This window comes from Algibacter sp. (genome assembly GCF_039977455.1).
GTDB lineage: Bacteria > Bacteroidota > Bacteroidia > Flavobacteriales > Flavobacteriaceae > Algibacter_B.
The window spans coordinates 14,621-27,316 of sequence record NZ_JBDWDG010000004.1 but is presented as its reverse complement, the minus strand read 5'-3'; the positions used below and the strand labels follow the sequence as shown (position 1 = coordinate 27,316).

15 protein-coding genes are annotated in these 12,696 nt (G+C 32.6%); 13 read left to right on the top strand and 2 right to left on the bottom strand.

The window, feature by feature from the left end:
- Nucleotides 1-79: 79 nt before the first annotated feature.
- Nucleotides 80-580, top strand: coding sequence for a hypothetical protein (locus ABJM36_RS00405; protein WP_348448020.1), 501 nt, complete (start codon nt 80-82; stop codon nt 578-580).
- A 52-nt stretch (nt 581-632) separates the two neighbouring features.
- Entirely contained in the window at nt 633-1,238 is a 606-nt protein-coding gene (locus ABJM36_RS00400; RefSeq protein ID WP_348448018.1) for a thiamine diphosphokinase, read from the top strand.
- A gap of 2 nt (nt 1,239-1,240) precedes the next feature.
- Here ABJM36_RS00400 and ABJM36_RS00395 read toward each other — a convergent pair whose 3' ends face one another.
- Entirely contained in the window at nt 1,241-2,701 is a 1,461-nt protein-coding gene (locus ABJM36_RS00395) for a carboxypeptidase-like regulatory domain-containing protein (protein ID WP_348448016.1), read from the bottom strand.
- A gap of 213 nt (nt 2,702-2,914) precedes the next feature.
- Between ABJM36_RS00395 and ABJM36_RS00390 the strand changes: the two genes are divergently transcribed.
- A complete protein-coding gene (locus ABJM36_RS00390) occupies nt 2,915-3,313 on the top strand; it encodes an ACT domain-containing protein (protein ID WP_348448014.1) in 399 nt (132 codons plus the stop codon).
- A gap of 102 nt (nt 3,314-3,415) precedes the next feature.
- On the opposite strand, the gene ABJM36_RS00385 is transcribed toward ABJM36_RS00390, so the two are convergent.
- Nucleotides 3,416-4,630, bottom strand: coding sequence for an RsmB/NOP family class I SAM-dependent RNA methyltransferase (locus ABJM36_RS00385; RefSeq protein WP_348448099.1), 1,215 nt, complete (start codon nt 4,628-4,630; stop codon nt 3,416-3,418).
- Nucleotides 4,631-5,018: 388 nt separating this feature from the next.
- On the opposite strand from ABJM36_RS00385, the gene ABJM36_RS00380 reads away from it, so the two are divergent.
- The 10 genes from ABJM36_RS00380 to ABJM36_RS00335 all read left to right on the top strand — a co-directional run bounded on the left by ABJM36_RS00380 (nt 5,019) and on the right by ABJM36_RS00335 (nt 12,692).
- Nucleotides 5,019-5,597: an RNA polymerase sigma factor gene (locus ABJM36_RS00380; RefSeq protein WP_348448012.1), complete on the top strand. Its 579-nt coding sequence runs from the start codon at nt 5,019-5,021 to the stop codon at nt 5,595-5,597.
- 48 nt (nt 5,598-5,645) lie between these two features.
- Nucleotides 5,646-5,963 (top strand): hypothetical protein, encoded by a 318-nt coding sequence (locus ABJM36_RS00375; RefSeq protein WP_348448010.1) that lies wholly within the window; start codon nt 5,646-5,648, stop codon nt 5,961-5,963.
- Nucleotides 5,964-5,965: 2 nt separating this feature from the next.
- Nucleotides 5,966-6,526, top strand: coding sequence for a hypothetical protein (locus ABJM36_RS00370; protein WP_348448008.1), 561 nt, complete (start codon nt 5,966-5,968; stop codon nt 6,524-6,526).
- 151 nt (nt 6,527-6,677) lie between these two features.
- Nucleotides 6,678-6,968, top strand: a complete 291-nt coding sequence (locus tag ABJM36_RS00365) for an EF-hand domain-containing protein (RefSeq protein WP_348448007.1) — start codon at nt 6,678-6,680, stop codon at nt 6,966-6,968.
- Nucleotides 6,969-6,991: 23 nt separating this feature from the next.
- Nucleotides 6,992-7,741, top strand: a complete 750-nt coding sequence (locus ABJM36_RS00360) for a polyphosphate polymerase domain-containing protein (RefSeq protein WP_348448006.1) — start codon at nt 6,992-6,994, stop codon at nt 7,739-7,741.
- A 2-nt stretch (nt 7,742-7,743) separates the two neighbouring features.
- Complete coding sequence (locus ABJM36_RS00355) at nt 7,744-8,346, top strand: DUF4956 domain-containing protein (RefSeq protein ID WP_348448005.1); 603 nt, start codon at nt 7,744-7,746, stop codon at nt 8,344-8,346.
- Between the two features lie 20 nt (nt 8,347-8,366).
- Nucleotides 8,367-9,095, top strand: coding sequence for a DUF2490 domain-containing protein (locus ABJM36_RS00350; protein WP_348448003.1), 729 nt, complete (start codon nt 8,367-8,369; stop codon nt 9,093-9,095).
- A gap of 16 nt (nt 9,096-9,111) precedes the next feature.
- On the top strand, nt 9,112-10,542 hold the full coding sequence (locus tag ABJM36_RS00345) for a CotH kinase family protein (protein ID WP_348448001.1): 1,431 nt from the start codon (nt 9,112-9,114) through the stop codon (nt 10,540-10,542).
- 153 nt (nt 10,543-10,695) lie between these two features.
- Nucleotides 10,696-11,829: a YHYH protein gene (locus tag ABJM36_RS00340; RefSeq protein WP_348447999.1), complete on the top strand. Its 1,134-nt coding sequence runs from the start codon at nt 10,696-10,698 to the stop codon at nt 11,827-11,829.
- Between the two features lie 71 nt (nt 11,830-11,900).
- Nucleotides 11,901-12,692: a YHYH protein gene (locus ABJM36_RS00335; protein WP_348447997.1), complete on the top strand. Its 792-nt coding sequence runs from the start codon at nt 11,901-11,903 to the stop codon at nt 12,690-12,692.
- The last annotated feature ends 4 nt before the right edge of the window (nt 12,693-12,696 follow it).

Genomic DNA, 12,696 nt, shown 5'->3' with positions numbered 1-12,696 from the left:
AGGGTGTACTTAACTTTTTTTAGAATTCAATTAAACCTTTATCAGGTAGCTTAGTCAAACCCCATAAAAAAAAATAGTTATGACGAAAAAATGGATGCGTATAATACATCGTTATTTAGGATTTTTCTTAATTGGCGTAATGATTGTTTACTCATTAAGCGGTGTTATTTTAATTTTTAGAAACACCGATTTTTTAAAAAGTGAAACCATAGTAGAAAAAACAATAAAACCAAATTTAAGCGGCGAAGCACTTGGTCGTGCTTTAAAAATTAAACGGTTTAGGCCAGAAAAAATAGAAGGCGATTTAATTTTATTTAAAAATGGCCAGTATAATAAAACTACAGGGTTAGCTAAATATACTAATAAGGAGTTGCCTTATGTAGTGGATAGAATGACGCATTTGCATAAAGCTACATCGGCCGAACCTTTATTTTATTTAAACATATTTTCAGGGGTATCGCTGTTTTTCTTTTCTATTTCTTCCTTTTGGATGTTTATGCCAAAAACTAAAATCTTTAAAAAAGGACTGTATTTTACAGCTTTTGGTTTAGTGTTAACGCTTATTATGTTGTTTATATAAAGGTTTTTTTTATTGGAAATAAATGTCCTTTAACTTTCCTATTTTTGTTAAGATGAATACGAAGCAAGTATGTTTATTTTTGAATGGCGAGCACCCTAGGTCTATTCCCGATTTGAAAAATTATAAAATGGTTTGTGCTACAGATGGGGCATACAGCTTTTTAAAAGCAAATAACATTGTGCCTCATTTTATTAGTGGCGATTTCGATTCTATAACCGCTATTCCAAAAAGTGTTGAAGTAATTCATACACCAAATCAAGATTTTACAGATTTTGATAAAATTTTACAGATTCTGTTTGATAGGGGTTTTAGCGATATTCATGTTTATGGGGCAAGTGGGCAAGAGCAAGATCATTTTTTGGGTAATTTGCATACCGCTTTGCAATGGCAGAATAAGCTCAAAATTACTTTTTTTGATAATTATGGGGTTTATTTTCTTGCTGATACAAAGGTGAAACTGTCTAATTGTTTAGGTAAACGTGTGTCTTTATTTCCTTTTCCTAAAGCAATGGGGATTGTTACAAAGGGCTTAGAATATGCACTAAACGACGAAGCTTTATTTTTTGGCAGACGTATTGGTACGCGTAATAAGGCTGTAGAAGATACAATTGAAATTAGTTTTAAAACTGGAGATATGTTTCTTTTTATAAACGATTAGTTTTAATTAGGTTCAAAAGACTTCATCTCCAAAGTAGGTTCTATAATTTGTTCATTGTCCCAAAGCGTTTTTTCAAACTTGTTTAGCTGTTTGTATGGTACAATAGAATCCTGGTTAATAGCATGGAAGGTTTTCAAATTTAATTTGCTGTGCGATGTAAATAAAAGTTCTTCCTTGGTTCGATTATTACCTTCAATTTTAAAGCTAAAACTTACTTTGTTTCTTTCGTTACTATTTTCAATAAATTTGAGATCTCTTTTTACAAAAAAGTAACTGCCCGAAGTTCGATTTATGTATTTAGGGTAGTACATGTTGCTGCTGTCCTTTTCAAATAAAAGGGTGCCTTCGCTAACGTTTTCCATATATTTTACACCTAAAACAAATTTTAAGTTCACTTTTTTGCCATGTCTGTTTTTATAATAGTTATAATTCACTTGAGTTATAGCGTAAGTGTGGTCACTAATAAACAATTGTCCAGTATATTTTGCTTTTCCTTTTTTAGGAGTAAATGTGATAAGATGTATTAATTCATTGGCATTAAATACGGCATCGTTATAAGTATATTCATATAGGTTAAAATCTAAAATGGCGTTTAAAAAAGAGTCTTCGAAAAACTGTGCGTGCCTTAATATTGAGCGTGTGCTTTTATTAAGCGTAGCCACCTTATATTCGTGTTTTTGTTTTTCTTCTTGAAATTCATTTTTTAGAGACAGTGAATCTTCTATTTTAAAAAGTCCAGATTTAAGTTTGTAGGTTTTGGTGCTGTCTAGATAATTTAAAACGATATTTTGAGATTTTTCTTGAATTTTATCAAATGAAAAATCGTTTTTAGCATCTAATAAAGACGTCGCTTTTTTTACGGTTAATTTCGTGCTGTCTTTGTTCAATATGAAAATTTCACCTTTAAAATCGGTAAAATTAACCAGATCACTTTCTTTAATTGTTTTAGATAGAGCTTTTAAACTGGTATTGGCCGATTCAAGGTTTCGTTTTTTTACATGCGATGCCTTTTCAATTTCAAATTCTAAACCAGTAAAATTTGCATAATCGGTATCTCGCTTAAATATATTGTGTTTATTTAACACGTTGCTATAGTTACTACTTAGCTTTTGTTTTACTTTTTTAATAATACTATCGGCATTAGGGGGGCTGTTACTAATATAAATTTCACCAAGTTGGTTTATGGCTTCTTCTAGCTCAATGGTATAGTTAAGTAATTTTATACTGGAAGGCGTTATGGTTTTACTTTGGTAACCCATGCATGAAATTATGAGGTTTTCATTTTTTATACCAATGGTAAAGTAACCGTCCTCGTTAGAAATGACGCCCGAATTAACACCTGTTTTTATGGTGGCATAAGGTATTGCCGCTTTTGTGTTTTTATCTATAAGCTGTGCTGTGATATTTTGAGAAATTGCATTCAGACTTACTAATAATATTACTAACGTAATTTTTAAATTCATATATTAAAAGATGCTTATACTTAATAAACGACTGAATTTATAAAATGTAACACTGTTAGAAAATTAATGTCTAGTTATTTAACTTTTAATTAGGGTGAAAAAGCAGTTATTGTTTTTTTGAGTTACATGCTTTTGGAAAAACATGTTTATATTAAGTCGGTTTTTTGTTACTTTACTTTTTTGGTTTTAATATTTTGAATAAAATAAGAAGTAATGACTGGTGAGAAGAATTTAGAAAAGTTAGTACGAAGCATGAACCCAAAGTTAAACCAAGGGAATTATGTTTTTGTAACGGTGAAGGATTTTGGAGAAATCAAAAGAGAAGATACGATATGTGAGTTTAAAGAAGCGGAGGGCATAACCCTTGTAATGTCAAAATTAAAGGCAGATGCGTTAGATCTTAAATATGATTTTGTTGCGCGTTGGATAACTTTAGAGGTGCATTCGGCTTTGGATGCTGTTGGTTTAACTGCATTATTTGCAGAGGTATTAACTAAACATAATATTAGTTGTAATGTTATTGCAGGATTTTATCACGACCATATTTTTGTTGATAAAAACGATGCAGAACAAGCTGTTAAAGTGTTAACCGAACTTTCAGAAAATTATTAGTATTCGTAAAATTTTGACTTATTTTATATAGCGCATAAAAAAATCCTGATAGAGTGTCTATCAGGATTTTTAAGTTTTATAAAACTATATAATAATGTTTAATTATGCCTTACGCTCCAACAAAGCCATATAAAAACCATCGAATCCAGATTTATGAGATAGTAGTTTTTTATCTTTTACTAGTTCAAAATTTGCTCCAGCTTCTGAGGCTAAAAAGGTTTTAACCTGATTTTGATTTTCTGAAGGTAATACCGAGCAAGTTGCGTAAACCAATTGTCCACCTACTTTTAACATTCTAGAATATTGTTGTAAAATGTCTTGCTGAGTTTCTTTTATTTTATCTATAAACTCGGGTTGTAGTTTCCATTTAGCATCTGGGTTACGGCGTAAAACACCTAAGCCCGAACATGGTGCATCAATTAAAACACGATCTGCTTTGTCGTATAATTTTTTAATTGGTTTTGTAGATTCTATTACACGGTTTTCTATATTGTGAGCACCGTTTCGTTTTGCTCGACGTTTTAATTCGTTTAATTTATTGCCATAGATATCCATTGCAATAATTTGCCCTTTATTTTCCATTAAGGAAGCTAGGTGCAAGGTTTTTCCGCCGGCACCAGCACAAGTATCAACCACGCGCATTCCTGGTTGCACATTTAAAAATTCGGCTACTAATTGCGAGTTGGCATCTTGAACTTCAAAATGACCATTTTTAAAGTTTTCGGTAGCAAACACATTAGCACGTTCGCGTAATTTAAGTGCGCTTGGGTAACCGTCTATAAATTCGGTTTCAATATCTAAATCGAATAATTCGGTTTGTAATTTTTCTTTGGTTGTTTTAAGGGTGTTAACTCTTAAAATAACGTCGGCTTGCTCGTTTAAAGCTGCTATTTCTTTACTCCATACGGCATCGCCTAATTCTTTACGGCCAATTTCGTCCATCCAATCTGGAATAGATTCTTTTAGTCGTCGCACTTTCGAAAGTTCATCATAACGTCCTTTAATTTTACGTAATGGTGTGCCTTCAAAATACTTCCAGTCTGGTAATTTTATACCTTTTAAGGTTGCCCAAACGGCAAACATGCGCCATAGGTTATCACGATCAAAAGGTTCTTTAACTTCTGCAATTTCGGCGTACAGACGTTTCCAACGTACCATATCGTATGTGGTTTCGGCAACAAAGCCTCTATCGCGAGAGCCCCAACGTTTATCGCGTTTTAATAGTTGTTGTATAACTTTATCGGCGTATTTACCTTCGTTGAAGATTAATGTTAGGCCGTCTATAACTGCAAAGCAGAGGTTTCTGTGTAATCGCATGGTATTTAAATAAGGCTGCAAAGGTACGTTTTTAAATGGTTAATTTTTAACTTGTTTACAGGTTTTAAAATGGTTTGTTTTATAGGTTACTTGTTTTTGTTTTGTGACTTTAAATACGGTGCTAGCAGATGGGATTTATAAGGTATTAGGAGATGACCTGCGCTCGTGTACCTGCGTTAAGGATTGCAGTGGAAAGCCCACAGGGAGGAACGACCGAGGACTTGCAACGTAAAGCCTGACCCGATAGGGAAACGCCCAAATAGAATTAAGGCTTGATTAAATTTTTTTCATCCATTATTTATCTAGTTTTTATAAAAGCTTAACTTTGATGACTTATATTGATATTGTTAATCCTGATTCTTTAGGGTTAAACCCAGATTAATACTTTTTGACAGAAAACGAATTTATAGAGGGATTGCAAAACCGTAATGCGAATGCGTATGGGAAGTTGTTAGACGAATACCAACAAAAGGTTTTTGCTACTTGTATGTCGTTTGTGCCTAATAAGGAGGATGCCGAGGATATTGCTCAAGATGTTTTTGTTGAGGTGTTTAATTCGATATCGAAATTTAAAGGAAACTCTAAATTGTCGACTTGGATTTACAGGATTACCACCAACAAGTGTTTGGAGTTTATAAGGAAGCGTAATACCAAAAAACGTTTTGCTTTTTTACAAGCTATTACTGGTAATGATATGCCATTGGATAAAACCAATTATTTTACTGAAATGAATCATCCAGGGGTTATTTTGGAAAATAAAGAGAAGAGCGAGACGTTGTTTTTTGCCATAAATCAATTGCCAGATGCGCAAAAGGTGGTATTTACGTTGCATAAGGTAGATGGTAAAAGTTACCAGGAAATAAGTGATATAATTGAAAAAAGTGTGTCCTCAGTAGAGTCTTTAATGTTTAGGGCAAGGAAGAATTTGCAGAAATTGTTAGAAAATTTTTATAAAAATGAGATTTAACGCAAGTTTTTAAAAATTATTGCATCTAATACTATATAACACAGAGTTATGGAAACAAAAAAAAATATACAAGATAAAGTGGATAGCACTTTTAATGCGCTTGATGCTATGGAACCTGTAAACGTATCTCCTTTTTTTAAAGATAAAACCATGCAGGTTTTATTTGCCGAAAAGGATGAAAAACAGAGTGTTTGGAATTGGTTTACGCCTAAATTACAATTAGCAGCTTTGGTTTGTATAGTAGTGCTAAATGTTGTTGCGTTTAGTAAAATGGAAACCGCATCGAGTTACGATGAGAATTTAAGTGAGTTTGCCGAGTCTTATGGATTGGTGGCTAGTGATAATGATAGTTCAATATTAAATTAATTATGTCAAAAAAATTACCATTATATATTCTTCTTGTTTTTTTAATTGTAGTAAATGGCTTTTTTCTCTACAGTTATTTAGGAGAAGGACCGAAGAATAACGCAAAAGAACCTATGCCTCCTAAAATGTTTTTAGCAAAAGAGTTAGGTTTTGATGTGTCACAAAAAGCAAGATTTGATGTTTTAGATAAAAGGCATCATGAACGTATGCAAAATATTGCTAGTGAAATTAGAGTGTTAAAAGATGACATGTTTAATGGATTCTCTGATGCTACCTTTAAGGAATCTAACATTATTGCAATAACAAAATTAATAGGAGAAAAGGAAGCAGCTAAAGATTTGGAGGTATTTCGATATTTTAGAAAGATTAAGGCTATTTGCAATACAGAACAAAAAGAAAAGTTTAATAAAATATTAAAAGATGCACTTAGACGTGGTGATAGAGCGCAAGGGCCTCCGGAAGGAAGACCTGAAGGCAGACGCGATGGAGGGCCTGATAGCGATAGGCCACCGCCACCATTGGATGGTGAGCTCATGAGAGAAACACCGCCGCCTAATCATTAAAAACTAATTACTTTTAAAAAGACCTTCAAAATATTGAAGGTCTTTTTTTTGTGATTTTTTTAACAAAAGGAAACACAAGTTTTTAAAAGTAATGGCATCTAAAAAACCATAACTATAAATTAACGATGCGTTAATATAAAAAGAAATTAAAATGATAAAAAGAAAATTAAAGGTAGGAATATTAGGGTTTGGAATTGCACTATTAACAACGTTAAACGTGAATGCGCAATCACAAAACGGGCAGCAAAGAAAGGAACGTCCAACTATTGAAGAATTGATTAAAGAGATGGACAAAAATGAAGATGCTAAACTTTCTATGGAGGAAGTAAAAGGACCATTAAAAAAAGATTTTGATAAAATTGATGCTGATGAAGATGGCTTTTTAACTGCCGAAGAATTAAAAAATGCACCAAAGCCAAAAGGTAGAGAAGAAAGAGAATAATAATTAAAATACAATATAACATTATGCAAAAAGCTATTCAAAACCTTATAAATACGTTTTCGTCAATCTCTCTAGATGAAATGAATAGTGTTGCACTAATGAAAAGGACGGATACAAAATTTTTAATCAATAAATCCCAATTGGTTACTGTTTTAAATGATCTTGGAAATAATTACAAAGTTTTAGAGGTTAACGATTGTAGAATAATGGAGTATTCGTCCCTTTATTTTGATACTGCAGATAATAAGTTTTATAACGACCACCATAACGGTAAAAACAACAGAACAAAAATTAGACAACGTAAATATGTGAATTCTGACCTTTGTTTTTTAGAGGTTAAGCAAAAAAATGGTAAAGGCGAAACTAATAAAACTAGAATATCTGTAAATGATTTTGAAACTAGTTTATCTAACACTTCCACAGAATTTATTTCAAAAGTTACAGATGAAGAGTATAAGTTGTTTCCGAGTTTATGGAATGGATTTAACCGAATTACTTTAGTAAACATAGCATGTAAAGAGCGTGTTACTTTCGATTTAAATCTTACTTATAAAATTGATACTGTTGAGAAAAGCTATAATGATTTGGTAATTATTGAAGTTAAACAAGAACGTTTCAATAGAAAATCTGAAATAGTAAAAACTTTAAAGACATTAAGGCAACACCCCTATAGTATTAGTAAATATTGTATTGGCATGATAAGCTTGTATCATGATTTGAAGTATAATGTTTTTAAGAAAAAATTAATTAAAATAAATAATATAATAGCATAGATATGGAGTTTTTGGATATCCCAATTTTTGATGATGATTTTTTTAAAATGTCCTTTAGGTTTTTAATAAACTTAGGTTTTTTAACACTAATAATAAGGTGGCTTTATTATACATCGGCAAAACGAAAAGATTATTTGTTTACTTTTTATATGATAAGTTTTATCGTGTTTTTCTTATGCTTCACACTTAAAAAGTTTGAGTTAGATATAGGTATGGCATTAGGTCTTTTTGCCATTTTTGGTATTATTAGGTATAGAACTGATGCCATTAATATTAAGGAAATGACCTATTTATTTGTTGTGATAGGAATATCTGTTATGAATTCGTTGGCAAATAAGAAAATGAGTTATTCCGAAATTATTCTTGCGAATGCGGTAATAGTGATTGCCATTGCAATTATTGAAAAATTTTGGCATTTAAAACATGAGGTTACAAAGGAAATTGTCTACGAAAATATAGAAAATATCAAACCTGAAAATAAACACTTGTTAAAAGCAGATTTAGAATATAGAACAGGTTTAGAAATAAATAATGTGTCGGTTGGTAATGTCGATTTTCTTCGGGATACAGCGCTTCTTACCATTTATTATTATAACCGCAGGTAATAATATATAATAAACTTGATATGAAATTTATAAAAAGCAACACCTCATTATATTTAATGGTTATACTAGTTTCTGTGCTGTTAACTAATAATACCTACGCTCAGACAGAAGATACTGGCGATTGGGGATTATGGAGCACCATTGGTTTAAAATATAAATTAAACAAAAAATGGAGTTTTGGTTTAGAGGAGCAATTACGTTTAAAAGAAGATTTTTCTGTAGTTGATGAGTACTTTACCCAATTAGAAGCAGATTACGAGATTTTTAAAAATTTTAAGTTTGGTGGTGGAATTCGGTATATAAGAGAGAATGATAATCAAGGAAATATTCAGGGTTATGAAAACCATTTTAGATTTAATTTGGATGCTAACTATAAGCATAAACTAAATCGAGTTACCTTAAGTTACAGGCTGCGTTATCAAAATAAAAATGAATTAGGGATTTCCTCCACCGATGGTGATTATCCAAATCAAAACCTGCGTTTAAAAACAGCTGTTAAATATAATTTTAAAAACTGGAGGTTGGATCCTAAGTTTTCTGCCGAAATATTTAATCGCTTTCAAGAAGGAGAGGGGAATAGGTTTAGTAAATACAGATTAACATTTGGTACAGATTACAAAATAAAGAATTTTGGAGAAATAGGTTTTTTTTATCGCATGGAAAAGGAGTTAAATGTTGATTTACCAGAAACCACAAATATAATAGGGCTTAAGTATGTCTATACTTTAAAAAACAAAAAAAATAATTAATAAAACTAATAGAATTATGATTAAGAAAGCTAAACTTAAAATGAATAAATATTCTAGAACACGGTTGTTTATACTCGCCATGGTTTGTATTTGTTCTTGCAGCAACAATACCGATGAAAATGATGAATCTTCCAATGATAGCACAGAAGAAGCAGTTATAGAAGATACCGACTTTGAAGCTATAGATTGGACAACTGAAACCCACAGTAAAGATGCCGATCCGGATTTTGATGAAGTTTTTGATGATACAGCAGTAAAAAGAATAGATATTGTAATCTCTGAAAATAATTGGGATGTTATGTTAAATGATATGACCAATTTATATGGAGCTTTTGGTAACTCTCGAGGTAACAGTTTTTCTGATGAAGACCCCGTTTTTGTTCCAGCTTCTGTGTTTTATAATGATATTGAATGGTATAAAGTAGGAGTTCGTTTTAAAGGAAATTCTAGTTTAGCGAGTGCATGGGGCTCGGGGATATTAAAATTATCTTTTAAATTGGATTTCGATGAGTTTGAAGATGATTACCCGCAAATAGATAATCAACGGTTTTACGGATTTAAAAAATTAAGTCTTAAAAATAATTACGACGATAAATCGATGTTGCGTGAAAAAGTAGCTGCCGATGTATTTAAAAGTGCTGGTTTAGCAGTTTCTCATACAGCGTTTTACACTGTATATGTTGATTATGGTGATGGACCAGTGTATTTTGGACTATATACTTTAGTTGAAGAGGTTGATGATACGGTTATAGATACTCAATTTTCAAATAATGATGGTAATTTGTACAAGCCAGATGGTGATGCAGCAAGTTTTGCTAGTGGTTCTTATGATGAAGATGAGTATGTAAAGAAAACAAATGAAGATGAGGCCGATTTTAGTGATGTAGCAAGTTTATTATCAATAATAAATGATGGAACCCGTAATACTAATGCCGAAACTTGGCGATCGAATTTAGATGCTGTTTTAGATACTGATGTGTTTTTAAAATACTTAGCTGTCAATACGGTTATCCAAAATTGGGATACTTATGGTGTGATGACACATAATTACTTTTTGTACAATAATCCAGATACGGGTAAGTTAAATTGGATTCCTTGGGATAATAACGAGGCTCTACAGGATGGGAAACAAGGTGGTGCTGCAAATTTAGATTTTTCGAATATTTCTTCATCCCAATGGCCGCTAATAGGATATATATACCAAGATGAGGTGTATAAAGCAAAGTATCAATCTTATGTGCAAGACGTGGTAAATGGTGCTTTTAATACAAGTACTATGCAATCGTTATATACTACATATGCTGCTTTAATAGAGGAATATGCAACTTCAGAGAATTCGGGGTATACGTTTTTAAATTCTAGTGCGGACTTTCAAAATGCTGTAAATACATTAAAAAATCATGTGGCATCTAGAGCATCTGCAGCAAGTAGTTATTTAAATAATTAAGATAGAATTTTTGTTTGATTTGGTTTTGTTTAAAAGCTTCATAAGTGAAATTGTGGGGCTTTTTTCAAAAAAAAAAGAATATTTAGCGCAAGTTATTTTTTGATACAGCATCTAAATAAAAAGTATATTAAATAAATAGTAAGAATAATAAAGATGAAAAATATAAATCTAATAAGGTTAATACTTTTAATAACGCTATTAGTTAGCTGTAAAAGTAATAATGCAACACATAGTCATGATGCCGAAGGAGGACATTCCCATCAGCACGATACGGGTAGTCCTGTTAATTATTTTGGTAATTATTCTTTAGTTAACGAAGATTATGGCACTAATACTGTTGTAACCGTTAATTCTAATACAAGAACTATGGTTACCAACGCGTTGCCAAACCATAAAACAGGAGCTTTTCCAAACTCAGGAAATCCTAACAGTATTTCAGCTCAAAATAAAACATACAGCTTTCCAATAAATCCTAAATATTCAGGGAAGGCACAGTGGGTAAGAGAACCAGGGATTGCTTTAAATGGTGTAAAATTCGAGCCAGGAACCGCAGAGGTTGTAGTGTGTGATACAGGTGAAAATTATAGAGTTGAAGCCTTTCAAGATTTAATAGATTTAGGTTTAGATTTTAATCACGCCCACGTACAGCCTACTGGTGCTTATCACTATCATGGATCTCCAACTTCTGTAATCGAAAATTCAGATACAGGTCAAGATTTAGTTCATGTTGGTTTTGCTCATGATGGTTTCCCGATGTATTATTCAAAAAGCGGAGCATATAAACCGAGTTATAAACTTTTGGACGGCAATAGAGAAGGGGAAGATTGTACTTATACAGCGCGTGAAACGATAGATGTTTCTGTTGGCGGTCATCACGATGGTACTTACGGTTCCGATTTTGAATATATTGAAGGTTATGGTGATTTGGATGAGTGTAACGGAATTAATATCGATGGACAATATATGTATTTGGTAACTAACGAGTTTCCTTATGTAAGTCGTTGTTTAATGGGGGAATTTGAGCAGGAGGAACGACGCGGACCGCAAAATGGAGGGGGTAGAAGCCGACAAGGTCAAAAACCAAGAGCTACAGATATAATCAAACAAATGGATGCTAATAAAGATGGGAAATTGTCTAAAACAGAAGCTAAAGGATCATTAGCTGACGACTTCTCGGAAGTTGATGTCAATAACGACGGGTTTATCTCAAAGGAAGAATTAGAAAAGAAGCAGAAACAAAACAGACAAGGTCGACAAGGTGGTCGCCCACAAGGAAATAGAAATTAGTTTTAAAACGAGCTCAGGTTTTTTTACACTGGCATCTAAATATTAAATAATCTTAAAAAAACAGTAATACTATGAATACCTATTTTAAACCTTTTACATTAATTACCATTTTAGCTTTTGCGCTATTTGCTTGTAGTAGCGAGGATTCTTCAAGTGATGATAGTGGTGATGACAATGATGATATCGATGATGTAGTAACAGAATTACATCCTGCTTTTGCCGCGTTCAACCAAGATGCGGTTACCGTTATTTTATCTGATGATGGTACTGAGGTTACTATTGAAACAACAGGGTATCCGGACCACACTTCGGTGTATTGGGAACCAGATAATGCTCTTTATATGGACGAGCCGGAAGTTTCAAAAACAACTCAAGACACTTATATTGGTGGAGGGCAAGGGGAAGCTACGAGTTTTACAGTTGATGCCACTCCAAATTTAACAGGAGCAACTGTTGCCACACAATTAAATACTATTGGAATAGCAGTTAGTGGAGCTTCTATATTTAATGATCAAGAAGGTGCAGGAGATTTGGATCAAGCAGCTGGAAGTTTAGACTGGGCGGGAGCTCATAAAGGCCCTGGTGTATATCACTACCACTTAGAACCTACACCAATTACTAGCGATGATGACAGTTTAGTAGGTATATTACTTGATGGTGTTTTTATTTATGGAAGACAGTGTAGCTCAACAGGAACCTATCCTACTGATTTAGATGCTTCAGGTGGCCACACATCTACCACCCAGTATTCAGATGGAGCAGAAGAATATCACTATCATATTATTAATGAAGTGTATCCTGCTGGTAATTATGCATATGCACCAGCGTATGTTCTTTTTGCGGGACCATTTCAAGGCTACTAAAATT

What these genes read in the sequence shown, in the direction of transcription:
- ABJM36_RS00405 (WP_348448020.1), top strand. Translation starts at nt 80, where the DNA reads ATGACGAAAAAATGGATGCGTATAATACATCGTTATTTAGGATTTTTC.
- ABJM36_RS00400 (WP_348448018.1), top strand. Translation starts at nt 633, where the DNA reads ATGAATACGAAGCAAGTATGTTTATTTTTGAATGGCGAGCACCCTAGG.
- ABJM36_RS00395 (WP_348448016.1), bottom strand. Translation starts at nt 2,701, where the DNA reads ATGAATTTAAAAATTACGTTAGTAATATTATTAGTAAGTCTGAATGCA.
- ABJM36_RS00390 (WP_348448014.1), top strand. Translation starts at nt 2,915, where the DNA reads ATGACTGGTGAGAAGAATTTAGAAAAGTTAGTACGAAGCATGAACCCA.
- ABJM36_RS00385 (WP_348448099.1), bottom strand. Translation starts at nt 4,630, where the DNA reads ATGCGATTACACAGAAACCTCTGCTTTGCAGTTATAGACGGCCTAACA.
- ABJM36_RS00375 (WP_348448010.1), top strand. Translation starts at nt 5,646, where the DNA reads ATGGAAACAAAAAAAAATATACAAGATAAAGTGGATAGCACTTTTAAT.
- ABJM36_RS00370 (WP_348448008.1), top strand. Translation starts at nt 5,966, where the DNA reads ATGTCAAAAAAATTACCATTATATATTCTTCTTGTTTTTTTAATTGTA.
- ABJM36_RS00365 (WP_348448007.1), top strand. Translation starts at nt 6,678, where the DNA reads ATGATAAAAAGAAAATTAAAGGTAGGAATATTAGGGTTTGGAATTGCA.
- ABJM36_RS00360 (WP_348448006.1), top strand. Translation starts at nt 6,992, where the DNA reads ATGCAAAAAGCTATTCAAAACCTTATAAATACGTTTTCGTCAATCTCT.
- ABJM36_RS00355 (WP_348448005.1), top strand. Translation starts at nt 7,744, where the DNA reads ATGGAGTTTTTGGATATCCCAATTTTTGATGATGATTTTTTTAAAATG.
- ABJM36_RS00350 (WP_348448003.1), top strand. Translation starts at nt 8,367, where the DNA reads ATGAAATTTATAAAAAGCAACACCTCATTATATTTAATGGTTATACTA.
- ABJM36_RS00345 (WP_348448001.1), top strand. Translation starts at nt 9,112, where the DNA reads ATGATTAAGAAAGCTAAACTTAAAATGAATAAATATTCTAGAACACGG.
- ABJM36_RS00340 (WP_348447999.1), top strand. Translation starts at nt 10,696, where the DNA reads ATGAAAAATATAAATCTAATAAGGTTAATACTTTTAATAACGCTATTA.
- ABJM36_RS00335 (WP_348447997.1), top strand. Translation starts at nt 11,901, where the DNA reads ATGAATACCTATTTTAAACCTTTTACATTAATTACCATTTTAGCTTTT.